Below are 23,413 nucleotides of genomic sequence, written 5' to 3' on the forward strand. Positions count from 1 at the left end.
AATAATTCCAGGGGGCGCGGGCCAGGGAATGACATGACCGATTTCACGCGAACAAAATCCCTGTTCGCCATCCCGGATGGCGTGATCTATCTGGACGGCAATTCGCTCGGTCCCCTGCCCGTTGCAGCCGCCGATCGCGTCGGCCGCATGATGTCGGATGAATGGGGCAAGCACCTTATCAAGGGCTGGAACGTCGCCGGGTGGATGACGCAGCCGCGGCGTGTCGGCGACCGCATCGGCCGGTTGATCGGCGCTGCCGACGGGACAGTTGTGGTGGGCGATACGCTGTCGATCAAAGTCTACCAGGCGCTGGCCTCGGCGCTCGAACTCAATCCGTCGCGGCGCGTGATCTTGTCGGACACCGGCAACTTTCCTTCCGATCTCTACATTGCCAGCGGTCTGCTTGAAACGCTCGGCCGTGGCTACGAGTTGAAAGTCGTGGCCCCCGAAGACGTCGAAGGCGCCATCGACGAGACGGTCGCGGTGCTGATGCTGACCGAGGTCGACTATCGCACCGGCCGGCTGCACGACATGAGCGCGCTGACGCGCAGGGCGCATGCCGCCGGCGCCTTGACGGTCTGGGATCTGGCGCATTCCGCGGGCGCGATTCCGGTCGACTTGGAAGGAACCGAAGCCGATTTCGCCGTCGGCTGCACCTACAAATATCTCAATGCCGGTCCTGGCGCGCCAGCCTTCATCTATGTTGCGCCGAAGCACGCCGATACGGCGCGGCCAGCGCTTTCCGGTTGGATGGGTCATCATGCGCCCTTTGCCTTTGACCTCGACTATCGGGCCGGGCCGGGCATTGAGCGAATGCGAGTGGGTACGCCTCCGATCATTGCGATGGCCGCGCTCGACGCCGCCCTCGACGTCTGGGACGGCGTCAGCATGACCGACGTGCGCGATGCATCGATCGCGCTCGCCGACCTGTTCATCCGCGAAGTCGAACGACGTTGTCCCGAGCTGACGCTGGCTTCGCCGCGGAACGGAAAGCGGCGCGGCAGCCAGGTTTCATTTCGTCACCCGGATGGCTACGCGATCATGCAGGCGCTGATCGCGCGCGACGTGATAGGCGACTTCCGCGCGCCGGACATGATGCGCTTCGGCTTTACGCCGCTCTACATCGGAGAAGCCGAGGTTCGCGCGGCAGTCGACGTCCTCGCCGACGTCTTGACCAATCGCCGCTGGGATACCGCGGACTATCGCAAAAAGGCGCTCGTTACATGACTGGCAAGCCCGACGACTCCTCGCATGAGGCAGCCCAGATGTCGTTCGACGGGCGCATGTCCTACAGCGATTATCTGCATCTGGAACGCGTTCTGGACGCGCAAGAGCCGCTCTCGGACGCGCATGACGAACTGCTGTTCATCATCCAGCACCAGACTTCCGAACTCTGGATGAAGCTGGCCATCCACGAAATCCGTTCCGCCATCAAGGCGATCCGCCACGACCAGTTGCATCCTGCCTTCAAGATGCTGTCGCGCGTCGCCCGGATCTTCGAGCAGCTCAATACCGCCTGGGACGTGTTGCGGACGATGACACCCAGCGAATACACCGAGTTTCGCGATCAGCTCGGGCAGTCCTCGGGTTTTCAGTCGTACCAGTACCGCGCGATCGAGTTTCTCGCCGGCAATCGCAATTTGGCGCTGCTTGGCCCGCATGCCCACCGCGCCGACATCATGGCCAAGCTCGAGGAAATTCTCGCTGAGCCGGGCCTCTATGACGAGGCGTTGCTGCTGCTGGCGCGCAATGGTTTCGACATCGGCGAAGACGCGCGCCGAACCGACTGGCGCGTCACGCGCACGCCAAACGACGAGGTTTTGAAGGCCTGGAAGACTATCTATGCGTCGCCAGCGAAACACTGGATGCTCTACGAGCTTGCGGAAAAGCTGGTCGATTTCGAAGACTATTTCCGCCGCTGGCGCTTCAACCACGTCACGACCGTCGAACGCATCATCGGCCTGAAGCGCGGGACCGGCGGCACGTCGGGCGTCTTCTACTTGCGCAAGATGCTCGAAGTCGAACTTTTTCCGGAACTCTGGAGGCTGAGAACAGAGCTTTAAGACGACACCCGATAAGAAGGTTTCAGCGCGGCACCACCGCCGTCGCTTCGATCTCGACGCGGGCTTCCTTCTCGACCAGGCGCACTACCTGCACCAGCGCCATCGCCGGATAGTGCGCGCCGAAAATCTCGCGGTAGACGCGGCCGAGTTCTTTCAGGCTCGCGAGATACTCCTCGATGTCGACGACATACCAGGTCAGGCGCACCAGATGCTCAGGTCCGGCGCCGCCCTCGGCTAGAATCTCGGCGATGTTGGATAGCGTCTGGCGCACCTGCGCGACGAAATCGGGCTCCAGGCGGCCCTGCGTATCCCAGCCGATCACGCCGCCGGTCACCACGAGCCGGCCGTCGGCCGCTATGCCGTTGGCGTAGCCTTTCGGCATCGGCCAGCCGCTCGGCTGCAGCACTTGCGGGCCCGGCGGCGAGGTGTCGGTCGTGGGATGAGGCACCACGCTCAGTGTGGGGCCTTTGGGGGCGGTCACCGGCTTTTCTCCATCAGGTTAGAAATTATTCCGCGGCAACGCTTGGCGACGCCGGGCCGGCCGCAGCCATCTGCCTCAGCGCAAAGCGCCTCAGCTTGCCGGTCTCGGTCTTCGGCAGTTGCGCGACATATTCGATCGCACGCGGATATTTATAGGGTGCAATCGTCTGCTTGACGTGATCCTGCAAGGCCTGCGTCAGCGCAGCGTCGGCAGCAGCGCCGCCGGCCAGAACCACGTAAGCCTTGACGATCATGCCCCGCGCCTCGTCGGGCGCGCCGACCACGCCGCATTCGGCGACGGCGGGATGCGACAGCAGCGCCGCTTCGACCTCGGGGCCTGCGATGTTGTAGCCGGAGGAGACGATCATGTCGTCCGAGCGGGCGACAAAGGACAATCGGCCATTCGCGTCGCGGACAAAGGTATCGCCCGTCAGATTCCAGCCGTCGCGCACATAGTTCGACTGCCTTGCGTCGGCGAGATAGCGGCAGCCGGTCGGCCCGCGCACCGCGAGCTTGCCGATGGTGCCGGGCGGCAATTCGTTCATGTCGTCGTCGACGATTTTTGCCTCGTAGCCCGTCACGGGATGTCCAGTCGTCCCTGCCACCGCATCGCCGATCCGGTTAGTAATGAAAATGTGCAGCAATTCCGTGGAGCCGATGCCGTCAAGGATGGTCTTGCCGGTCTTGCGGGTCCAGCCTTCGAACACCGGCGCCGGCAATGTCTCGCCGGCGGAAACCGCCAGCCGCAGCGACGACAGGTCGGCGCCATTATCCATCGCCGCCATCATCGCGCGATACGCGGTCGGCGAGGTGAAGCAGATCGTCGCCTTGTAGGTCTCGATGATCTTGACCATCTCGGGCGGCGACGCGTTTTCCAATAGCGTCGCCGTTGCGCCGAAGCGCAGGGGGAAGATTGCCAGCCCTCCGAGCCCGAAGGTAAAGGCCAGCGGCGGCGAGCCGACGAAAACGTCGTCCTCTGTAACGTTGAGCACTTCCCTGGCATAGCCGTCCGCAATGATCATGAGGTCGCGATGGAAATGCATCGTCGCCTTCGGCTCGCCCGTCGTGCCCGAGGTAAATCCCAGCAGGGCGACGTCGTCGCGCCCTGTCTTCACCGCGTTGAACCGGACCGGCTTGTTCAGCGCAACCCTGTCGAGCTCGGCATCGTGGTTCGACGTGCCGTCGAAATTCACCACCTGCTTCAGGAAGCGGCTGGTCTTCGCGCACGCGACCAGTTCATCGGCGATGCGGCTGTCGGTCAGCGCCAGCGCAATCTCCGCCTTGTCGACGATCTTGCTCAATTCACCGGCGCGCAGCATCGGCATGGTGTTGACGACGACGGCGCCTGCTTTTGTGGCCGCGAGCCACGCCGCGACCAACGCCGGGTTGTTGCCGGAGCGGATCAGGACGCGGTTGCCGGGCTTGACGCCGTAGTTCTCCACCAGCGCATGCGCGAGGCGGTTGGACCAGTCAGCCAGTTCCTTGTAGGTGCGCTGGCGGCCGTTGCCGATCAGTGCGATCCGATCGCCCCAGCCCTCTTCGACGATCCGATCGGTCAGTTCGACTGCGGCGTTGAGATATTCGGGATACTGAAATTCCGGCCGATCGAGCAGCAGATCCGGCCATTGCTCTGATGGCGGCAGATTTCGCCGCGTAAAATCGTCGACGTGCCCCGACGGGCCGAGAGACCCGCCAAGGGATCGGATGGGAGTGCTACCTGACATTTTTAATCTCCCCTCGCTTCCATCCATGAAAGGCTCGAGATCAATATCGAGGACGCCCGGCAACGCCGTCTCACAAATCATTTTAGGCTTAAAACAATTTTTCGCAAGGGTGGAATCAAGGGTGGAATCGTGTATTCCCACCTTCAGGGATCAGCGGCGCCGGGAACCCCCTCAGGCGGCCCGGTAGTCCGGCGCCAAGGCGAGGAAGCGGCCGTAGGCGGCGGCATCGGGCGGGGTAAACTTCTCCACCAGCGGATTGCGCCTTCGTCCGGATACGCCGATGTCGGCGAGCAATTCGTCAAAATGCTTGAAGTGATAGGGCGCGACGCACAGCCCGCCATAGACGCCGGCGGCCGGCCGCTCGACGCGCTTGAAACGCAGCATCATCTCGATGTTGTCGCGCATTTCCTTGGGCGTCGGCTGACGGACGAGCTGGCCGTCGGCATAGCGCACGAGCCAGTTCGCGGCGAGGTCTGCGCACAGCACTGTGCAGAAGCTGGAGTTGAAGCCGACGAATCCCATTTCGGGCAGGTCCGGGTTGGCAATCAGCCGATAGAGCCGATACTGCCCGTCGGGATCGACCAGTCTGTCCCGGTAAGCCTGCGGCAGGAACGGCACACCCAGTTTGTAGCCGATCGCGAGCACGGCCACGTCGGCCTGGACGCGCTGCCCGCCGGTCATCACGATCGTATTGCCATCATAGCGCTCAAAACTGCCTCTGATAGCCTTGATGCGCTTGTCCGCGACCATCGCAAAGAATCCCGGCGTCGCGATCGGCACCGAGCAGTTGACGCCGTCTTCGATCCGCTCTTTCGGCACCATGTCGCATTTGCCGAGCTTGAGTTGAATTTTCAGAAGGCTCTCCAGCCCGCGCCAGTTGGCCCAGACGAGCGGCTTTGCCACCGCATGCGCGAACTGTGACATCGCGCCGATGCCCCAGCTCCGGAACATCTCCTCCTGCGCGCGGATGTAGAGAATGCGTTTGAAATTGACCAAGCCGCCGATGAAATAGGGAATCCGCCACACCGGCTCGCGGTACACCAGCGTCACTTCGGCCGCCCCGGAATTGACCGCGTTGACGGCGATATCGGTCGCCGACTTCGAGCCGCCGAGCACGACGATCCTGCGGCCTTTGGCAATCGCCGGGTCGTTGTATTGCGAGGAGTGCAGAATGCGCCCGCCCTGCGCCTTGAAGGCGTCTTCGCCCGGCAGGCTGAGCGTCTGCGGCTCATTGAACTGCCCGGTGCATACCGCGACGAAATCGAAGTCTTCATGACTGACGCCGCCGTCCGGCCCACGCAGATCGAGCCGCCAGCCCGGCGCTGAGTCGGGCCGACGATCCATTTGCACCACGGTCGTGTTGAAGCGGATCGCGCCGAGGAGATCGTTGTCCTTTGCGTATTCGGTCAGGTAGGCGTGGACCTGCGGACCTTTCGGCCATTCCGGATAAGAATCCGGCATCGCCTTGTCGGTGTAGCGGTATAAATCCTTCGGGCTCTGTGTTTGCACCTCGGGATAGGACCGCGCCGGTTCCCAGACGCCGCCAAGATCGCCGCTGCGCTCGACGAGCGTGATCTGATGTCCGCGCGCGGCGAAGGCTTTTGCGGCCGCAAGTCCGGATACGCCGGCGCCAATGACGCAGACTTTCTTTCGGCTGACCATGACGACGTCTCCAACAGGGATGAGTTCAGGGAGCTATTCGTTGGCCTCGGGCGGCAAGAAGTTCACTTCATGCTGCGCCGAGATCCGGACCACCTCTTCGGGGTCGGTCAGATTGTGAAGCTGGTTGAACAGCGCTTCGAGCTTCTGCATCGGCGACACCCAGAACAGCGCGCGGGCCGGCTTGTCTGATTTGTTGAAGTAGCCATGCGGGATGCCGCGTGGCATCCGAACCAGGTCGCCGGCCTTGGCCTGCACCCAGACGCCGTCGAGCTTGAGATCGAGAACGCCCTCCTGCACCAGGATGAATTCATCCTGAGTCGGGTGAACGTGCACCGGCACGAATTGTCCGGGCTCGCTATTGGTCTCGAAGGCAAAGGTTGAATCGGTCACGGCCTTGGGGAAGTAGACCTGACCGAGAATATTCCAGGTCTTGCCGCCGTAGCCGGTGCCGTTCTTGGTGATGCCTTTTTCGAGCGCGGCCATGTCGCCCTCCTCTGTCGCGGTTGGTGTGGTTGCGATGTCCGAAAAATAGTTCGTGCAGGCTGGATCGAGCCGAAGCGGCCGTCTAGCCGGAAAACGAATCCGCCCGAACCCATCGCGGATTTTTGGATTGCTGCGGCGCGATACGGTCGGCGGTCGCCGCGGCTGCCCGCAGATCAGGCACCACGGCCGAGGAAATCGCCTTTCCAAGCACGGCTCCCACAGATATTATAGGCTTCAAATAATGCAGAGGGCCGGGCCGTGGAGACGGGCACGAGCATTGTCAGGCATGACCCGACCGTCCGGCTGGCGGCGTTCAACCGCGTTTCGACCGACAGCGTCGATGCTGCCGCCGACGCGATTGGACGCATATTCTGCCCGCATGAGCTAAAGCCCGCCCGCGCCTCATCCGAATTTTTCGCGCTGCATAACTGTGCGATCTCTGGCGGATTTTCCATCAACTACGTCGCCTATGGCGGGTCGGTGTTGATCGACCCCGGCTGCCTCGAGCGTTTCTTCCTGTTGCAAATTCCCGTACACGGCTCGGCACGGATCCAGACGGCCTCGTGCGACATCGCAACCGCTCCCGGCGCCAGCGCCTCGCTGTTGTCGCCGACGATCCCGACGCGAATGACTTGGCAGAGCAATTGCGCCCAGATCATTCTGCTGGTCGACCGCCGCCTGATAGAGCAACGGGCCGCGGCATTATCGGGGCGGCCGGCAGGCGCGGTCGAGTTCGAGCCCGCGGTCGACCTCTCCTCCGCAGCCGGCCGCGCGCTTCAGTCGCAGATTTTGGAGTTCGTCGATCTTGCCGAGCACCTCGGACCGCGAAGGCCACTTTCGCCGATAACAGCAGCCAGTATACGCGAGACGTTGTTGGGTGCTTTGCTCCACGGCCAGCATCACAGCGCCAGCGACGCGATCGACCGGTTTGGCGGACGGGCCGAAACGCTGCCACAATCGTTGCGACGGGCGCGCGAGTTCTTATACGCGCACGCGGACGAGCCGCTCGATCTCGAGCAGCTTTCCGCAGCCGCCGGCACGGGTATCCGTGCGCTGCAGCTCGGCTTCCGGCGGCATTTCGGCACATCGATTTCCGAGATGCTGCGCGACATCCGCCTTGCGCACCTCAACGTCAGGCTGGCCGTCGCCTCCCCTAACGACAGCGTCACCGATATCGCATTCGAGCTGGGATTTACCCATCTGAGCCGTATGGCGAGCGCCTATCGGATCAAGTTCGGTGAAACGCCCTCCGCGACCCTGCGCGGAATGAACTAGCGTCCAGCGAGTTGCTCAACGGATCCTCCGCGGCGTCGGATATCAGTCGCCCCGCGCTCTCGCGGATTTCTGCGCCGAAGTTTTGGTCTTGGCCAAGAGGCGCATCAGCTCGCGGACGTCCTTCGGTGTCAGGTCTCCAAAAATATCGGCGATCCATAACTCGTGTTCCGCCGCCATTTTGCGGAATTCGGCACGACCGGCCTTGGTCAGGCGGATCACCTGCACGCGGCGATCGACCTCCGAGGTGCGGCGGTCGAGATGCCCGGATTCGACCAGGCGCTCGACGAGGCCAGTGACGTTGCCATTCGAAACCATCATCCGCTTGGAGACATCGGACAGCGTCATGCCCTCCGGCACCTTGTCGAGCTGGGCCATCAGGTCGAACCGCGGCAGCGTGACGTCGAAGCGCTCGCGCAAGCGGCTGCGTACCTCGCCCTCGATCAAGGTCGTGCAGGTCAGGAGGCGAAGCCACAGCCTGAGTTCGTCGCCATGATGCTCCGGGAGTTCGACGGCCTTGGTCTCTGAATCGAGAGTCATGATCCTATCTTGTCTGCGTTTTAACTTTCGGCGAGCTCGAACAGAGCTCAGCTTGGGATCATTGCCCAGATTTCTTTAAGTTTCAAGCAATTGGCGCATGGCTTGCATGGAGGCGTTGCGCTTGCGGGTGCCGTCGCCGTCAGAATAAGCTGCACCCCGAGCATTTGATGTAGCGCAGGTTTTGGCTGCAGGGCCGCCGAACGGAGGATTAATCATGAAGCAGTCGTTGAAACTGACAGGGCTTGCCCTTTTGCTGGGGTTTGCCTCCGCTCCGGCCGCAGCGCAGGAGAAGATCAAGATCGGCGTGATCACGACCTTGTCCGGCCCGGCGGCCGTACTCGGCCAGCAATCCCGCGACGGCTTCCAGCTCGCAGTCAAGGAGCTCGGCGGCAAGATGGCTGGCAAGGACGTCGAGGTGATCGTCGTCGACGACGAACTCAAGCCCGATGGCGCCGTGACCAAAGCCAAGGGCCTGCTCGAGCGCGAGACGGTGGATTTCGTCGTCGGGCCGATCTTCTCCAACATCCTGCAGGCCATTCACCGGCCAGTGACGGGGAACAAGACGTTCCTGATCAGCCCGAACGCGGGGCCGTCGAGCTATGCCGGCAAGGAGTGCAGCCCGTTCTTCTACGTGACATCGTACCAGAACGACCAGGTTCACGAGATCCTCGGCAAGGTCGCCCAGGACCGCGGCTACAAGCGCATGTACGTGCTGGTGCCGAACTATCAGGCCGGCAAGGATTCGGCGGCCGGATTCAAGCTCGACTACAAGGGCGAGATCGTCGAGGAGAGCTATACACCGCTCGGCACGCTGGATTTCCAGGTCGAACTGACCAAGATCGCCTCCTCCAAGGTCGATGCGCTGTTCACCTTCATGCCGGGCGGCATGGGTGTCGGCCTCGTCAAGCAGTACCGGCAGGCCGGCCTCGCCGACAAGATCCCGGTGCTGTCGGCGTTCACGGTCGACGAATCGACCCTGCCCGCGCAGCAGGATGCCGCCGTCGGCATGTTCGGCGGCGCCAACTGGGCGCCGAACATGGACAATCCCCACAGCAAAAAATTCGTCGCTGCTTACGAGGCTGCCTATAACAGCGTGCCCGGCACCTACGCCATGCAGGGCTATGATACGGCCATGCTGATCGACAGCGCGGTGAAGGCGGTGAAGGGCGATCTGAAGAACAAGGACGCTGTCTCGGCAGCGCTGAAGAGGGCCGAGTTCACTTCGCTGCGCGGCGACTTCAAGTTCAACGTCAACGGCTATCCGATCCAGAATTTCTATCTGACCAAGGTCGCCAAGCGTCCGGACGGCAAATTCCAGACCGAGATCGTCGAGAAGGTGTTTTCCAACTACGGCGATCGCTATGCCAAGGATTGCACGGCCGCGAAATAACAATCGAGAGGGAGCGACACTATGAAGACTGAAATCGCCGGCATCACCCGCGCCAACGAGGGAATCCAGGGAATTTCCTGGAGCATTCTCGGTCAGACCTATGTGCCGAAGAGCGTCACCGAGCATTCCTTCTCCTGGCATGCGACGTTGCCGCCCGAGACTTTTGTGCCGCCGCACATCCATCCCGATCAGGACGAGTATCTCTATATCCTGGAAGGGCAGCTCGACTTCTTCCTCGACGGCGCCGAAACGCAGGCGACACCCGGCGATCTGGTTCGCCTGCCGATGGGCAAGCCGCACGGCATCTTCAACAAGTCAGGACGGACCGCGAAGACGCTGTTCTGGGTCTCGCCGACACGGCGGCTCTACGACCTGTTCTGGGCGATCCACAACATGAAGGAGCAGAAGCCGGACGCGGTGGTGGCGCTGGCGGCCGAGCACAACATCCACTTCCTGCCGCCGCCTCCGGGGGCGTGAGTTACGCCCGCACCGCCGCGAGCCCGACCTGCGGCGCGGCGAAGCCGGCCTTCGACGCATAGCCGCGCACGATCGCTTCGCGCTGGGCGTGGCTCAACACCTTTTCGATATCGGTAAAGCCGTCCGGCGCCAGTTGCTCGACGGCGTCGATCACGCCCTCGGGGCCGCCGCGGCGGTTCGCGCGCACGATCTCCGCCGTCATCGGCAGGCGCTTCTTCTCATAGGCAACCAGCGCCTGGCGCGGATGTTCGGCGCGCGCCAGTTCATCGGCCAGTGCCCGCGCGTCGAGGATCGCTTGCGAGGCGCCATTCGATCCGACTGGATACATCGGATGCGCGGCGTCGCCGAGCAGCGTCACCCGGCCCCAGGTCCAGTACGGCAAGGGATCGCGGTCGCAGCACGGATATTCGTAAAATTCCGGCGTCGCCGAGATCAGGCTACGCACGTCGACATATGGCACCTTGAAGCGCTCGACATGCGGCATCAGCTCCTCGCGCTTGCCGGGCCGCGACCAATCCTCGCGGCGCGGCGGCGGCGAATTGCCGTCACCGATCTTCACCAGCACCGCCCAGTTGGTCAGCCGGCTCGATGGACTTGAGCCTTCCGCAATCGGATAGACCACGACCTTGGCATTCAAGCCGCCGGCCACGATCATCGAGCGGCCGGTCAGGAACGCCGGCCAGTCGCGCGCGCCGCGCCACAGCATCAAGCCGTTCCAGCACGGCGGTCCCTCATCCGGAAACAGCATCTCGCGCACGCGCGAATGAATGCCGTCGGCGCCGACCAAAATATCGCCGCGCGCGGTTTCGACGTGGGAGCCGGTGCGGTCGAAGAAGTGCGCGACCACGCCGCCTTCATGCTGGGCAAACGCGCCGAGGCGGCAACCGGTGTGGATCGCCTCGTTGCCGAGCCGTTCCTCGACGGCGCGATGAATCACGCTTTGCAGGCGGCCGCGGTGGACCGAGAATTGCGGCACGTCGTGTCCGGCATCGAGGCCGCGCGGTTCGCGCCAGACCTCCTGGCCGTGGCGGCTGAGATAGTACAGTTGATCGGTACGAACAGCGGTAGCGTCGAGCCGGTCCAACAGGCCGAGGGCGGTTAGTTCTCTGATCGCATGCGGCAGTGTGTTGATGCCGACGCCGAGTTCGCGGATGGTGTCGGACTGCTCGAACACTTCGCAATCGATGCCGCGGGCGCGCAGCATCAGCGCGGTGGTAAGGCCTCCGATGCCGCCTCCGACGATGATCGCCTTCATGCGCGTAACTCCACTCTATTCTTCGACCTCTCCCCGCTGGCGCCGGGCGAGAGAGCGATAGAGCCTGCCATTCGGCCTATTCGGCCGCAAGCGGCTTTGTCGCCTCGGCCTTCAGCTCGGCGCGGGTTTTCGGTTTAGCCTTAACCTTGAGGTCCTCGAAATCCTGCCGGTCGCGTACGCTGTTGCGGAAAATCTGTTCCTTGCCGGGCAGATATTGCGGCGGACAGGCAATGTCGGCGCCATACCAGGCCGCAGCCCGCATCGTGAAGAACGGATCGACCAGATGCGGCCGGGCGAGCGCGACGAGATCGGCGCGACCGGCGGCCAGAATCGTGTTCACCTGGTCTGCGGTGGTGATGTTCCCGACGCACATGGTCGCGACGCGGGCCTCGTTCCGGACCTGATCGGAGAACGGCGTCTGGAACATCCGGCCATAGATCGGCTGCGCGTCGCGCACGGTCTGGCCCGTCGAGACATCGACGAGATCGACGCCGGCTTCGGCGAACGCGCGCGCGATCGCGACCGCGTCATCGCCGGTGATTCCGCCCGCGGCCCAGTCGGTCGCCGAGATGCGAACCGACATCGGCTTGTGCGCCGGCCACGCCGCGCGCATCGCCTCGAACACCTCCAGCGGATAGCGCAGCCGGTTGGCGAGCGTGCCGCCATATTCGTCGGTCCGTTGATTGGTCAGCGGCGAGATGAAGCTCGCCAGCAGATAGCCATGGGCGCAGTGCAGCTCCAGCATGTCAAAACCGCAGGCCACGCCGCGCAACGTGGCCGCCACGAACTCTTCCTTGACCCGGCCCATCGCGGCGCGATCCATTTCGCGCGGCACCTGGCTGTCGGGGAAGTAAGGCAATGGTGACGCCGAGATCGTATCCCAGCCGCCCTCTTCCAGCGGCCGGTCCATCCCCTCCCACATCAATTTGGTTGCGCCCTTGCGGCCGGCATGACCGAGCTGCAGGCAGATCTTGGCGGCCGAATTGGCGTGGACGAAATCGACGATCCGCGTCCAGGCGGCCTGCTGCTCGTCGTTCCACAGACCGGTGCAGCCGGGCGTGATGCGGGCGTCGCGGCCGACGCAGGTCATCTCGGTGAAGATCAATCCCGCGCCGCCGATCGCGCGCGAGCCGTAATGCACCAGATGGAAATCGCCGGGCACGCCGTCCTTCGCCGAATACATGCACATCGGCGACACCACCGCGCGGTTCCTCACTTCCATCTCGCGCAGCCTGAGCGGCTGGAACATCGGCGCCGCCGGCTTGTCGAGGTCGACATCGAATCCTTTGGCGCGAACCTGCTTCGCAAACGCCTTGTCGACCTCGCGGACGAACTCCGGCGCGCGCAGCGTGAGGTTATCGTAGGTGATCGCCTTGGCGCGGGTCATGACGCCGAACGCGAACTGCACGGGATCGAAATCCCAGAAGCGGTCGACGTGCTCGAACCAGACCAGCGACACGTCGGCGGCGTGCTGGATCTTCTCGACCTCCTCGCGCCGCCCCTGCTCGTAGGTCTGCAACGCGGCGTCGACGGTCGGCGCCTGCGCCATGGCGTCGGCGAGTGCAATCGCGTCTTCCATCGCGAGCTTGGTGCCGGAGCCGATCGAGAAATGCGCGGTCGCCTTGGCGTCGCCGAGCAGTACCATGTTGTCCTTGATCCAGCGCTGGCTGCGGATCATCGGAAAATTGCGCCACATCGAGCGGTTGATCAGCAGCGGATGGCCGTCGAGGAACCAGCCGAAGATTTCGGCCATGCGATCGGCGGACTCACGTTCGCTGAGGCCTTCGAGGCCGGCGCGGTGGAAGGTTTCGGCGTCGGTCTCGAAGATCCACGTCGAGCGGCCGGCTTCATACTGATAGGCGTGCGCGATGAACGGGCCCCACTCTGTCTCCTGGAAGATGAAGGTGAAGGCGTCGAGCGGCCGGGTCGAGCCCATCCATGCGAATTTGTTGGAGCGCAGGTCGGTCTGCGGCTGAAAATGCTCGATGTGCTTGTCGCGGAAGCGGCTGTTGATGCCGTCGGCGAGCACGATGAGATCGGTGTCGGCGAAACGGGCTTCGTCGTCGATATCGGTTTCGAACAGCAATGTGACTCCGAGTTCGCGGGCACGCTCCTGCAGGATCAACAGCAGCGTGCGACGCGAGCAGCCGCAAAAGCCGTTGCCGCCGACGCGGTGGACGGTGCCGCGGAAATGCACGGCGATGTCGTCCCAATAGGCGAATTCCTGAGTGATGCGGCGGTAGCTCGGCGGATCGTATTTTTCGAAATTGTCCAGCGTGGCGTCGGAGAACACGACGCCGAAGCCGAAGGTATCGTCGGCGCGGTTGCGCTCATAGACGGTGATCTCGGCCTGCGGCCGCTGTTTCTTCAAGAGGATCGCGGCATAGAGACCGGCCGGTCCGCCGCCGATTATCGCGATCTTCATCTACCGCCTCCGAAACAGGCTGTCGGGCTAGTTCCAAATTACTTTAAGCCTAAAGTAATTTCGGAGCAAGCCCCTGTTACCACCTCTCCGCCCTCATCCTGAGGAGCGGCCTTTAGGCCGCGTCTCGAAGGATGGGCCACGGGGCTGCATGGTTCGAGACGGCGCTAACGCGCCTCCTCACCATGAGGGGATGAATGGGCCTCAATTCCCCTGAAACACCGGGGTTCGCTTGTTCGAGAACGCCTCGAACGCCCTCGCGAAATCTTCCGTGGTCATGCAGAGCGCTTGCGCCACCGCCTCGGCCTCGATCGCTTCCTCCACCGACATTGCCCATTCCATCGCCAGCATACGCTTGGTCATGGTGTTGGCGAAGGTGGGTCCTTCCGAAATCTGCTTGGCCAGAAGCTGCGCCTGCGGCAGCACCGCGTCCGGCGTAACGATGCGGCTGAAGAAGCCCCAGCGCTCGCCCTCCTCCGCGGTCATGAAGCGGCCGGTGTAGAGCAGTTCCGACGCCCGTGATTGCCCGATGATGCGCGGCAGGATCGCGCAGGCGCCCATGTCGCAACCGGCGAGCCCGACCTTGTTGAACAGGAAGGCGACCTTGGCGCCGGTGGCGGCCAGGCGCAGATCCGAGGCCATGGCCATGATCGCGCCCGCGCCGGCGCAGATGCCCTCGACGGCGGCAACGATCGGCTGCGGGCAGGCCCGCATCGCTTTCACCAGGTCGCCGGTCATGCGGGTAAAGGCGGTCAGTCCCTTGGTGTCCATCTGGATCAAGGGGCCGATGATCTCGAACACGTCGCCGCCGGACGAGAAGTTGCCGCCCGCGCCTGTGACGACGATGGTTTTGACTTCGTCATCCATCGCGCAGGCGCGGAAGAAATCGGTGAGCTCGCGGTAGCTTTCGAAGGTCAGCGGATTCTTTCGCTCAGGACGATTGAGCGTCACCGTGGCGACGCGATCCACGACCGCCAGCACAAAATGTTTCGGCGAATAGTCGGCCAGCGGCAGCGTGACGGGGTTGGCAGGCTTGCTCATGGGATCTCCCTGAATTGCATTGTCGTTGACCGCTTAGACCTCGCCACCGGCAACCGCGATGGCCTGTCCAGTGATGGCGCCTGCGCCCTCGCCACAGAGCCAGAGCACGGTATCAGCCACTTCCGACGGCGCGACGAGACGTCCCTGCGGATTGTGCTTTGACAACTCCGCGATCGCCTGCTCGCGGCTGCGGCCGGTCTTCTTGATGATGTTGTCGATCGAGCCTTCCAGCAGATCGGTCTCGGTGAAGCCGGGACACACGGCATTCACGGTAACGCCGCTCTTGGCCGTCTCCAGCGCCAGCGAACGGACAAGGCCGATCACCGCGTGTTTCGCCGCGCTGTAGGCGCTGACATAAGCGTAGCCCTTGAGGCCCGCGGTGGAAGCCACCGCAACGATCCGGCCGCGGCGGCGCTCGATCATTCCCGGCAATACGGTTTGCGTGGCGTGGACCACGCCCATGAAATTGACGTCCATCATCCGCTGGAACAGCGCCGCATCGGAGCGGCCGAACGGCGCGGACTCCGCCGCGCCGGCATTGGCGATGAGGATGTCGATCGGCTGCCGCGCGGCGGCTTCCGCAACGGCCGCCTTGACGGAAGCCTGGTCGGCGACATCAGCGACGGCTGCAAACTGCGCTGCGCCGGACGCGACCGCTTCATCCAATGTCGCGGGATTGCGCCCGAGCACCGTTACCGTTGCACCAGCTTTCGACAGCGCCGCCGATATCGCAAGACCGATGCCCCGGCCGCCGCCGGTGACGAGCGCATGGGAGGAACGCGACAATTGGGACATCGGTCAAACCTCCAGGATCAGGGTCCAGCATATATTTTAAACTTCAAGCTTTTGCAAGGAAGGGGCGCGCATTCGTTGCGGCGGTCCGGTTGTCCCTGCGAACGCAGGGACCCATACTCCGCGGCGGAAATTATTTGGGTGCGCTGGTCGACGGCTTTCTTCAACAACGCAAGCCGGTGGTTATGGGTCCCTGCGTTCGCTGGGACGACGATGGATGATGGGCACGTCGTTGACGCTCCTTTGCCAACCCTACGGCAGCTAAGCGCTATATAATCCCGTCTCTTCGCAGCGTTGCAATCGCGTCCGCGTCGTAGCCGATGTCGGCCAGCACGCGATCGGTGTGCTCGCCGAGCGTCGGCGGGCGCGTGACGATTTCGCCTGGGGTCTCCGAAAGCCGCACCGCGGCGCGCGCCACTGGCGCGGGGTTCGGCAAGCCGGGATAATCGACATCCTGCATGAAACCAGTGGCGCGGATGTGCGGATGCTCCAGCGCCTGTTGCGGGCTCAGCACGGGACCTGCCGGAATCATCGCTTGGCCAAGCGTATCGACGGCTTCCTGCGTGGTGCGCTCGGCACACCAGCGCGCCATTCGCTCACTGATGATGGGACCGTGATCGCCGCGCTTGATGTCGTCGGCGAAGCGGGGATCGCTGAGCCAATGATCCTCGCCCATCAATCTGGCCCAGCGGATGAACAGCGGATGGCCGGTGACCTGGCACAGCACCCAGCCGTCCCTGGTGCGGTAGACGTCGGCGGGCGCCGCGGTCTGGCCGAGATTGCCCGTGGGCACGCGGTTGGCTGATATCACCGCCTGCTCGATCAGCATTGCGTTGGTGAAAGACAGCGCGGTCGCGAGCAGCGCGCCCTCGACGATCTGCCCGCGCCCGGACTTAGCCCGCTCGATCAGCGCGGCGAGCGTGCCGAAGGCGCAATGCAGCGCGGTGCCGAAGTCGACCCAGTTCACCGCGGCCCGGTACGGCGGATCGCCCTTGCCCGTCATGAAGACCGCGCCCGACATCACTTGGCCAACGCCGTCAAAGCCGACGCGATCCGACCATGGTCCCGGCCCGCCGAAAGCGGTCGCGGTCGTCAGGATGATGTCCGGCTTGATCGCCTTCAGCGAGTCATAGTCGAGCTTCATCGCGCGCAGCGTCTGCGGCGGCAGGTTGGCGACGACGACGTCTGATGTCGCAACCAGTCGGCGCATCACCTCCTGGCCTTGCGGCTTCATCGGATCGAGCGTGATGCATTTCTTGTTGCGGTTGACCTGCAGGAACAACGCGCCCTCGCCGCCTTCGCCGACCGGCGCCACGAAACGGTCCTCGCTGCCGTCGCGCTTTTCCACCCGGATGACTTCCGCACCGAACTCCGCCAGCAATGTCGCGCAATACGGCCCCGCGATATAGCGCCCGAAATCGAGGACACGAATGCCCTCCAGAACTCCCCCCATCGGTCTTTTTCCTTGTCTGACTGCTCTATTGTCACGAGCCTTCTATCATGTTGATGAATGAATGGGACGGCCATACAATCACTGATCCCTTTCGAACGGAACATCCCTAAATGACCCCGACTGCACAACGGCCCTATCGCGGTGTTTTCCCCGTCGCTCCGACCATCTTCGACGATCAGGGGGAGCTCGATCTCGAAGGCCAGCGGCGCTGCATCGATTTCATGATCGACGCCGGCTCGAACGGCCTGTGCATTCTGGCCAATTTCTCCGAGCAGTTCGTCCTCACCGATGCCGAGCGCGAAAAGGTGATGGTCGCGGTGCTGGAGCACGTCGCCGGCCGCGTGCCGGTGATCGTGACGACGACGCATTTCGGTTCGCGCATCTGCGCCGAACGCAGCCGCCAGGCCCAGGACGCGGGCGCGGCGATGGTAATGATCATGCCGCCGTACCACGGCGCCACGTTCCGCGTGCCGGAAAAGGCTATTTTCGAGTTCTATCGCACCGTCTCCGACGCCATCGACATTCCCATCATGATCCAGGATGCGCCCGTTGCCGGGACGCCGCTTTCGGTCGGCCTGCTGGCGCGCATGGCGCGGGAAATTCCGAATATCCGCTATTTCAAGATCGAGGTGCCGATGGCTGCGGCGAAGCTTCGCGAGCTGATCGCGGCCGGCGGCGACCACATCGAAGGTCCCTGGGACGGCGAGGAAGCGATCACGCTGATGGCCGATCTCGATGCCGGCGCAACCGGCGCCATGACGGGGGGCGGCTACCCTGATGGCATTCGGCAGATCATCGATCCCTATCTCGCAGGCCGACGCGAGGAAGCGATGGCAGCCTATGCGCGCTGGCTGCCGCTGATCAATTACGAGAACCGCCAGTGCGGTTTGCAGGCCGCCAAGATACTGATGAAGGAAGGCGGCGTGATCGGTTCGGACGCGGTTCGTCATCCCTTGCAAAGGGTTCACCCGGCGGCGCGCGCTGGTCTCATCGAAATCGCCCGCCAACTCGATCCCGTGGTGTTGCGCTGGGGGCGGTAGATCGCCACCGTCAGCCGGCACCGCTCTTCGGCACTGTATAGCCGCCTGCTCATCACGACTTGATCTAGGAACGTCGCCGCTTCCTGCGCATTGAGGCGTAGAGACGCGGGACGGTTCGTCATGAGCCATGTGAGTTACAGGCACGACACGAAGCCTGAGCCAGCCAACGGACAGCCGGATGCTTCGGGAGCTCCAGGCGATCGGGGCCGCGGCCGCCGTGCGGTGTCTCCGTGGCAAATTCCCTGGAGAGGGTGGAAGGATATCCTGATCAGGACCTATCAGCAGGTCGGCGAAGACCGGCTGCTCGCCGTTGCCGCAGGCGTCGTCTTCTATGGCCTGCTTGCCCTTTTCCCGGCGATCACCGCCCTCGTCTCGTCCTACGCGCTGTTCGCCAAGGCAAGCACGATCAACGATCACATGACGATGCTTGCGGGCATCCTGCCAGAGGGCGCGCTCGGCATCGTCAGAGATCAGGTCAATCGCGTACTGGCCAAGGGCGAGGTCACGCTGGGGCTGGCGTTTCTGTTCTCTTTCCTGCTTGCCGTATGGAGCGCCAATGGCGGCATCAAGGCTATCATCGATGCGCTCAATGTGGTCTATGACGAGGACGAGAAGCGCGGCTTCTTCAAGCTCAATGCGGTTTCCCTCGCACTCACCTTTGGCGGACTGGTGGCGGTGCTTCTCACCATCGGTTCCGTGGTCGCGCTTCCGATCGTTCTGTCCACGATCGGGCTCGGAGCCGTCACCGATGCGCTGTTTCGATTCGGACGCTGGCCTGTCCTGGTCCTGATGATGCTGTTTGGCCTCGCGGTGCTCTACCGGTTCGGACCAAGCCGCCGCTCGCCGCAATGGCGCTGGCTGAGCGTCGGCAGCGTGGTTGCAACGCTGGCATGGCTTGCGGGATCGGCCTTGCTGTCGTTCTACCTTTCCAATTATGCAAACTACGACGCGACGTACGGCTCGCTCGGGGCCGCGATCGGCTTGATGATGTGGATGTGGATGTCCACGATCGTCGTGTTGCTCGGTGCCGAACTCAATGCGGAGATCGAGCATCAGACCGCAGCCGACAGCACGGAGGGCGGAAACAAGCCGTTGGGCCAGCGTGGGGCGAAGATGGCCGACACGGTCGGAGAAGCGAAATCATAGGCGCAGAAGCGCAATGTTCCCGTTTTTCTAGAACAGGCTGGGATGTCTTGGCTCGCTGTTATTTTCGGCTGCAGTGACCGTCGGCCTGCTTTTTGCGTTCTGCGTTTTTGATCGCTAAAATTGCGCAGCGCTGAACTGGAAATCAGAGTTGAAGCCATTACATCAAGTGCCCGCTCACATTGATTCCCGCCGTGAAGAAATACCTCGTCATTTTCCTTCTGCTCATGCTCGTTCCCATGGCTGTTTCCGCCGTGAAATACCTGCTCGGCGACAGGCGCGCGAACTGGCAAACGGCGGACCGTTCAAGCGCCGGGCTTCTTGCCAAAGCTTCCGAACACACCGATGCCGTGATCAGGGTGTTCGCGGCACGAACCGTACGCTGGCGCGGGATATTCGCGGTTCACACCTGGATCGTCGTGAAGGAGCGCGGGGCCAGCCGTTACAGCCGCTACGATTACACGGCCTGGGGTGAACCGATCCGGATCGACGGATTCCAGGCCGACGGGCGCTGGTTTGGCGAGATTCCCGAAACGGTCGTCAGCCTCGATGGTCCGAAAGCGGAAGCGCTGATTCCCAAAATCCGCTCGGTCATCGAGACTTACAAGTTTCGGGCCAATGGAGATTACAGCGCCTGGCCGGGTCCGAACTCCAACACGTTCATCCAGGCGATACTGGATGCCGTTCCGGAGCTTGAAGCGGTGTTGCCGCCGACGGCGATCGGCAAGGATTATCCTTACCATGGCAATTGGGCCGGCTTCACGCCGTCGCGGACCGGCGTGTTTGCTTCGCTCGGAGGTTATCTTGGGCTGACGATCGGATGGATCGAAGGCATCGAACTCAATTTTTTCGGAGGCGTTCTCGGCTTCGACATCCGCCGCCCCGCATTGAAACTGCCGGGTGTCGGCCGGCTCGGGCTGCCGCTTGGCCCGTGACTCAATATTTGTCACTGGACGAGATGGGATTGATTTCAGTCGATAGGGAACCTTCGTTTCGGTCAAACGTCGAAAATCGGGAGGACCGACATGACCGACGAACAGACCTTTGCATCATTGCTCGGCGAGGCCGCGATGGCGGTTTGGGGCGACATGCCCCGGGACATTCAGGAGGCGCTGTTCGAAACCGCGATGCGCAACCGCTCCGAGTTGCGTCACGATCTGGCCGTGCTGCTGCATGAGCGCCACCCCAGAACGCAGCACCCGGCCAAACCCGACTGAGCAAACCCACCTGACGTCACACCTCTATTCCGGAAACGCAACATCCGCGATGACGGGAAGATGGTCCGAATAGGAGCGCGCCTTGCGATCGGTCCAGGCCGAACGGATCACGAGATCGGGCGAGGCGTAGATTCGGTCGAGCCGCATCATCGGCAGGCGCGCTGGAAATGTCCGTAACCGCGTTCGGACCGGGCAAATCCGCGCCAGCACGCCCCGCACCGATTTCACCCAGAACCAGTCATTGAAATCGCCGAGCACGAGCGTCCGCGTCGGCTGCACCAGCTCGGCCAGGGCATGCGCCTGGGCGTGCCTTTCATGGATGCTGAGGCCGAGATGTGTGGCGATGACCCTCACCTCGCCATGATCAGACAAAATGCGTGCGGCAATGGCCCTGCGGGGCTCCCGCTCCTGATACGAGACGTCGGAAATTTTCGGGGGCTCGGCGAACGGCCAGCGACTCAACAGCACCTGTCCGTAGTCGCCGTCCTCGGTGACGATCGATCGCGCATCGACGCTGTGGTCGCCGACGGCTTTCGCCAGAAGGGCAAAGGGATCGTCGGTTCTCCCACGCGAATCGACCTCCTGCAGGGCCACGATATCAGGCGACCAGCGGCGAATGACGGAACAGACGCCATCCAAATCAAACCCGGGATTGAGGTGGAAGATGCCGTGAACGTTCCACGTCATGATGCGAACCGTAGCCATCACGTTCTTCGCCCCGCCAGCCAGGTCACCAGGAACTGCACGCCAAGGCACAGTGCGATCCAGGCGAGGATCGCCAGCGCCAGCAGCAGCACATTGATCCAGGAGGCGTTTCGCGCCAGATCCGCGATCTGCGCGCCGAGCGCGGCCATGACTGCGATTCCCGGCGCCATGCCGAGCACCGTGCCAAGCATAAAATCGCGCAGGCTCAATTTGCTGGCGCCCGCCACCACGTTTACGATCGAGAACGGAGCGATCGGCACCATCCGGATCATGGCGACTGCCACAATCCCCCTGCCGATGATGCGGCTCTGAACCCGGGCGGCCCGTCGCCCGAGCAGCCGCTGCAAGCGCGCCTGGCCCAGCACGCGGCCGATCGAGAACAGCGTGAGCGCGCTGAGCAGCACGCCGGCGCTCGCGCTCAAGAAACCCATCCACGGCCCGAGAGCAGCCGATGTTGCGGCGATCAGTACCAGCACCGGAAAAACCACCAGCCCGCCGACGACGAAGGCGGCGATCGCAAACAGCGGCGCGAATTGCGACCGTGCGGGGTGCGAGATGATCGAGGAGACGAAGCCGACATCGGCGAAATCGCGCAGCGATGTGTACTGCCAGGCCAGCGCCAGGCCGGCGAGCGCCGCAGCGAGGCCGGATACGGCCAAAATGGTTCTTGCCGTCCACATGCGATTGGCGGCGCGGTCGAGGTGAAGCGGTTCCCTGGGATCGGCTACGGGCTGCACCATCACCGCCACGCCGCCGACCGACGCGGCCGGATCGATCGGCTGCAACGATTTCGGGACGTCGTCCTCCGCCAGGCGGTCGAGAAATCCGAACAGGTCGGCTTCGTGGCGTTCGATTTCGCGTTCATCGACGCCGCAGAAATGCCCGATCAGACTACGGCGAAGCCAGGCGAGATATTCACAATGCGCGTCGGAAGTGGCCTCGAAGGCCAGGTCGCATTCGGTGTCCGCCCCCATCGAACGATTGTTGAGGTTGGCCGATCCCACGCGCAGGACGCGATCGTCGACGATCATCACCTTGCTGTGCACCATGACCGCGGCCGCCTGCTCGGCATCGCGCGTCGATGGATAGACAAAGCGGACCCGGTCCATGACGCCTGCCGACACGAACCGGGCGATAAATCCGCCGCGCCCGCTCTGCATGGCCTGCGATTCGAACCAGGACGAATGCATCTTCGGCATGACGATCAGGACGCGAAGCTGCGGCACGTCCAGCAACCGCTGCGCCAGGAGGCGCGCGATGTCGGTGGCGCTGGTGAACTGGTTTTCGATATAGATGAAGCGGTCGGCCGCATTGATGGACGCTTCGAACAGCCGCGCGACTTCGTTCACGCCGCCACTGCGTGCGGTGGCTATCTCGGTCCGGGCGATGCCCACCGTCATTCCCCGGCACTGCACCGGGACCGAGGCCGGCCAGCGCTCGCCCCTGGTCGCTGCGGGTCTTTCGACCGTGCAGCCGGCGGCGTGCCACCTGTTCTCCGCCACTTCCGTCAGACTGGCCGCAGCTTCGCCATCCACCATGCACTGCACGTCGTGAAACGGCGGATAGGGTTTGCCGTCGGGATCGGTACGAAGCGGATGATGCGCCTCATGCGCACTGGTGTCCCAGCGCCGGATCGTCAGGTCGAGACCGCCGACGAAGCCAAGCGCACCGTCAATGACGGCGATCTTCTGATGCTGCGCTGAGCCTAAGGGAAGGCTGGAGTCGAAACAAAAGCGCAGCCGGTCCGACGCGTGCGCAGTGAACTTGGCGGCCGAATTCCACTCCCGCTCCGCGGCATAGAGGGCCGGGAAATTCCAGATAAGAATGTTGATCCGCAGATCGGGCTTCGCCTTTAGCAGCGCTTTCAGAAACGCACCGAGCTCTTGCGGATAGCCGTCGTCGGCGTACCCGGAGGGCCCGACAAACCGGGTCTGGCTGTGGATGTCCCAGCCGATGATGTACACCTGCCGGGTTGCGAGCAGCAGCGCTTCCCGCAAAGCGGCGAAATATGCGGCCGCATCATTGAGGATTGTCAGCCGCCCTGCCTTGCACCTTCTCCAGACGGTTTCGCCAGGAATGAGGATGGATGAGCTTTGCAGCAGACGGCACCTCGGCAACAGGATGAGAAAACCGTTCGGGATCACGAACGAATGTTCGCCCGACGCCAATCCAACGATCTGCAGCCGCGGCAGTTCCAGCCAGGCGGAACTTGCCTCCGTCCCGCCGTCTTCGGCGCGCCGTTGAATCACCAGAC

The 23,413-nt window shown here is 63.2% G+C and carries 21 protein-coding genes; 9 read left to right on the forward strand and 12 right to left on the reverse strand.

Going from position 1 to position 23,413, the window contains the following annotated elements:
- The first annotated feature begins 33 nt into the window (after nt 1-33).
- Together kynU and kynA are read left to right on the forward strand one after the other, a co-directional pair.
- Complete coding sequence (kynU, locus tag V1273_RS25900) at nt 34-1,227, forward strand: kynureninase (RefSeq protein WP_334381144.1); 1,194 nt, start codon at nt 34-36, stop codon at nt 1,225-1,227.
- The gene (gene kynA, locus V1273_RS25905; protein ID WP_334364077.1) at nt 1,224-2,063 is read left to right on the forward strand and encodes a tryptophan 2,3-dioxygenase; all 840 of its coding nucleotides are present in this window, start codon (nt 1,224-1,226) and stop codon (nt 2,061-2,063) included. The genes kynU and kynA overlap by 4 nt, the downstream gene beginning before the upstream one ends.
- Nucleotides 2,064-2,085: 22 nt before the next feature.
- Here the strand turns inward: kynA and V1273_RS25910 are convergent, their stop codons facing one another.
- From V1273_RS25910 to V1273_RS25925, 4 genes are all read right to left on the reverse strand, one after another.
- Complete coding sequence (locus V1273_RS25910; RefSeq protein WP_442893659.1) at nt 2,086-2,544, reverse strand: RidA family protein; 459 nt, start codon at nt 2,542-2,544, stop codon at nt 2,086-2,088.
- A gap of 25 nt (nt 2,545-2,569) precedes the next feature.
- Nucleotides 2,570-4,267 carry a benzoate-CoA ligase family protein gene (locus tag V1273_RS25915; RefSeq protein WP_334364078.1) on the reverse strand — a complete coding sequence of 566 codons (1,698 nt, stop codon included), beginning with the start codon at nt 4,265-4,267 and terminating at the stop codon, nt 2,570-2,572.
- 171 nt (nt 4,268-4,438) lie between these two features.
- Nucleotides 4,439-5,929, reverse strand: coding sequence for a flavin-containing monooxygenase (locus V1273_RS25920; protein ID WP_334364079.1), 1,491 nt, complete (start codon nt 5,927-5,929; stop codon nt 4,439-4,441).
- A 33-nt stretch (nt 5,930-5,962) separates the two neighbouring features.
- Nucleotides 5,963-6,412 carry a cupin domain-containing protein gene (locus V1273_RS25925; RefSeq protein ID WP_334364080.1) on the reverse strand — a complete coding sequence of 150 codons (450 nt, stop codon included), beginning with the start codon at nt 6,410-6,412 and terminating at the stop codon, nt 5,963-5,965.
- 258 nt (nt 6,413-6,670) lie between these two features.
- Between V1273_RS25925 and V1273_RS25930 the strand changes: the two genes are divergently transcribed.
- The gene (locus V1273_RS25930) at nt 6,671-7,687 is read left to right on the forward strand and encodes an AraC family transcriptional regulator (protein WP_334411342.1); all 1,017 of its coding nucleotides are present in this window, start codon (nt 6,671-6,673) and stop codon (nt 7,685-7,687) included.
- A gap of 42 nt (nt 7,688-7,729) precedes the next feature.
- On the opposite strand, the gene V1273_RS25935 is transcribed toward V1273_RS25930, so the two are convergent.
- Nucleotides 7,730-8,224 carry a MarR family winged helix-turn-helix transcriptional regulator gene (locus tag V1273_RS25935; RefSeq protein WP_028347469.1) on the reverse strand — a complete coding sequence of 165 codons (495 nt, stop codon included), beginning with the start codon at nt 8,222-8,224 and terminating at the stop codon, nt 7,730-7,732.
- A gap of 214 nt (nt 8,225-8,438) precedes the next feature.
- On the opposite strand from V1273_RS25935, the gene V1273_RS25940 reads away from it, so the two are divergent.
- Nucleotides 8,439-9,614, forward strand: coding sequence for an ABC transporter substrate-binding protein (locus V1273_RS25940; protein ID WP_334411343.1), 1,176 nt, complete (start codon nt 8,439-8,441; stop codon nt 9,612-9,614).
- A 21-nt stretch (nt 9,615-9,635) separates the two neighbouring features.
- The gene (locus V1273_RS25945) at nt 9,636-10,091 is read left to right on the forward strand and encodes a cupin domain-containing protein (RefSeq protein WP_334364083.1); all 456 of its coding nucleotides are present in this window, start codon (nt 9,636-9,638) and stop codon (nt 10,089-10,091) included.
- 1 nt (nt 10,092) lies between these two features.
- Here V1273_RS25945 and V1273_RS25950 read toward each other — a convergent pair whose 3' ends face one another.
- From V1273_RS25950 to V1273_RS25970, 5 genes are all read right to left on the reverse strand, one after another.
- A complete protein-coding gene (locus tag V1273_RS25950) occupies nt 10,093-11,346 on the reverse strand; it encodes a flavin-dependent oxidoreductase (protein WP_334381137.1) in 1,254 nt (417 codons plus the stop codon).
- Nucleotides 11,347-11,422: 76 nt separating this feature from the next.
- Nucleotides 11,423-13,771 (reverse strand): bifunctional salicylyl-CoA 5-hydroxylase/oxidoreductase, encoded by a 2,349-nt coding sequence (locus V1273_RS25955; protein WP_334411345.1) that lies wholly within the window; start codon nt 13,769-13,771, stop codon nt 11,423-11,425.
- A 201-nt stretch (nt 13,772-13,972) separates the two neighbouring features.
- Nucleotides 13,973-14,809 carry an enoyl-CoA hydratase family protein gene (locus V1273_RS25960; RefSeq protein WP_334364086.1) on the reverse strand — a complete coding sequence of 279 codons (837 nt, stop codon included), beginning with the start codon at nt 14,807-14,809 and terminating at the stop codon, nt 13,973-13,975.
- Between the two features lie 33 nt (nt 14,810-14,842).
- The gene (locus V1273_RS25965; protein ID WP_334411346.1) at nt 14,843-15,604 is read right to left on the reverse strand and encodes an SDR family NAD(P)-dependent oxidoreductase; all 762 of its coding nucleotides are present in this window, start codon (nt 15,602-15,604) and stop codon (nt 14,843-14,845) included.
- A 265-nt stretch (nt 15,605-15,869) separates the two neighbouring features.
- The gene (locus V1273_RS25970) at nt 15,870-17,054 is read right to left on the reverse strand and encodes a CaiB/BaiF CoA transferase family protein (RefSeq protein ID WP_334411347.1); all 1,185 of its coding nucleotides are present in this window, start codon (nt 17,052-17,054) and stop codon (nt 15,870-15,872) included.
- 110 nt (nt 17,055-17,164) lie between these two features.
- Between V1273_RS25970 and V1273_RS25975 the strand changes: the two genes are divergently transcribed.
- The 4 genes from V1273_RS25975 (at nt 17,165) to V1273_RS25990 (ending at nt 20,454) form a co-directional block, all read left to right on the forward strand.
- Nucleotides 17,165-18,094 (forward strand): dihydrodipicolinate synthase family protein, encoded by a 930-nt coding sequence (locus V1273_RS25975; RefSeq protein ID WP_334411349.1) that lies wholly within the window; start codon nt 17,165-17,167, stop codon nt 18,092-18,094.
- Nucleotides 18,095-18,214: 120 nt separating this feature from the next.
- Nucleotides 18,215-19,240 carry a YihY/virulence factor BrkB family protein gene (locus V1273_RS25980; protein ID WP_334411350.1) on the forward strand — a complete coding sequence of 342 codons (1,026 nt, stop codon included), beginning with the start codon at nt 18,215-18,217 and terminating at the stop codon, nt 19,238-19,240.
- Between the two features lie 236 nt (nt 19,241-19,476).
- Nucleotides 19,477-20,172: a DUF3750 domain-containing protein gene (locus V1273_RS25985; protein WP_334364091.1), complete on the forward strand. Its 696-nt coding sequence runs from the start codon at nt 19,477-19,479 to the stop codon at nt 20,170-20,172.
- Between the two features lie 90 nt (nt 20,173-20,262).
- The gene (locus V1273_RS25990; protein WP_334364092.1) at nt 20,263-20,454 is read left to right on the forward strand and encodes a hypothetical protein; all 192 of its coding nucleotides are present in this window, start codon (nt 20,263-20,265) and stop codon (nt 20,452-20,454) included.
- Between the two features lie 24 nt (nt 20,455-20,478).
- Here V1273_RS25990 and V1273_RS25995 read toward each other — a convergent pair whose 3' ends face one another.
- Nucleotides 20,479-21,159, reverse strand: coding sequence for an endonuclease/exonuclease/phosphatase family protein (locus V1273_RS25995; protein ID WP_334364093.1), 681 nt, complete (start codon nt 21,157-21,159; stop codon nt 20,479-20,481).
- Nucleotides 21,159-23,408 (reverse strand): VTT domain-containing protein, encoded by a 2,250-nt coding sequence (locus V1273_RS26000; RefSeq protein ID WP_334411351.1) that lies wholly within the window; start codon nt 23,406-23,408, stop codon nt 21,159-21,161. Before V1273_RS26000 ends, V1273_RS25995 begins: the two co-directional genes overlap by 1 nt.
- Nucleotides 23,409-23,413 lie beyond the last annotated feature (5 nt).

Origin of the sequence: Bradyrhizobium sp. AZCC 1721, from assembly GCF_036924715.1 — a bacterium.
Taxonomy (GTDB): domain Bacteria; phylum Pseudomonadota; class Alphaproteobacteria; order Rhizobiales; family Xanthobacteraceae; genus Bradyrhizobium.

What these genes read in the sequence shown, in the direction of transcription:
- kynU (WP_334381144.1), top strand. Translation starts at nt 34, where the DNA reads ATGACCGATTTCACGCGAACAAAATCCCTGTTCGCCATCCCGGATGGC.
- kynA (WP_334364077.1), top strand. Translation starts at nt 1,224, where the DNA reads ATGACTGGCAAGCCCGACGACTCCTCGCATGAGGCAGCCCAGATGTCG.
- V1273_RS25915 (WP_334364078.1), bottom strand. Translation starts at nt 4,267, where the DNA reads ATGTCAGGTAGCACTCCCATCCGATCCCTTGGCGGGTCTCTCGGCCCG.
- V1273_RS25920 (WP_334364079.1), bottom strand. Translation starts at nt 5,929, where the DNA reads ATGGTCAGCCGAAAGAAAGTCTGCGTCATTGGCGCCGGCGTATCCGGA.
- V1273_RS25925 (WP_334364080.1), bottom strand. Translation starts at nt 6,412, where the DNA reads ATGGCCGCGCTCGAAAAAGGCATCACCAAGAACGGCACCGGCTACGGC.
- V1273_RS25935 (WP_028347469.1), bottom strand. Translation starts at nt 8,224, where the DNA reads ATGACTCTCGATTCAGAGACCAAGGCCGTCGAACTCCCGGAGCATCAT.
- V1273_RS25940 (WP_334411343.1), top strand. Translation starts at nt 8,439, where the DNA reads ATGAAGCAGTCGTTGAAACTGACAGGGCTTGCCCTTTTGCTGGGGTTT.
- V1273_RS25945 (WP_334364083.1), top strand. Translation starts at nt 9,636, where the DNA reads ATGAAGACTGAAATCGCCGGCATCACCCGCGCCAACGAGGGAATCCAG.
- V1273_RS25950 (WP_334381137.1), bottom strand. Translation starts at nt 11,346, where the DNA reads ATGAAGGCGATCATCGTCGGAGGCGGCATCGGAGGCCTTACCACCGCG.
- V1273_RS25955 (WP_334411345.1), bottom strand. Translation starts at nt 13,771, where the DNA reads ATGAAGATCGCGATAATCGGCGGCGGACCGGCCGGTCTCTATGCCGCG.
- V1273_RS25960 (WP_334364086.1), bottom strand. Translation starts at nt 14,809, where the DNA reads ATGAGCAAGCCTGCCAACCCCGTCACGCTGCCGCTGGCCGACTATTCG.
- V1273_RS25965 (WP_334411346.1), bottom strand. Translation starts at nt 15,604, where the DNA reads ATGTCCCAATTGTCGCGTTCCTCCCATGCGCTCGTCACCGGCGGCGGC.
- V1273_RS25970 (WP_334411347.1), bottom strand. Translation starts at nt 17,054, where the DNA reads ATGGGGGGAGTTCTGGAGGGCATTCGTGTCCTCGATTTCGGGCGCTAT.
- V1273_RS25975 (WP_334411349.1), top strand. Translation starts at nt 17,165, where the DNA reads ATGACCCCGACTGCACAACGGCCCTATCGCGGTGTTTTCCCCGTCGCT.
- V1273_RS25980 (WP_334411350.1), top strand. Translation starts at nt 18,215, where the DNA reads ATGAGCCATGTGAGTTACAGGCACGACACGAAGCCTGAGCCAGCCAAC.
- V1273_RS25985 (WP_334364091.1), top strand. Translation starts at nt 19,477, where the DNA reads ATGGCTGTTTCCGCCGTGAAATACCTGCTCGGCGACAGGCGCGCGAAC.
- V1273_RS25990 (WP_334364092.1), top strand. Translation starts at nt 20,263, where the DNA reads ATGACCGACGAACAGACCTTTGCATCATTGCTCGGCGAGGCCGCGATG.
- V1273_RS25995 (WP_334364093.1), bottom strand. Translation starts at nt 21,159, where the DNA reads ATGGCTACGGTTCGCATCATGACGTGGAACGTTCACGGCATCTTCCAC.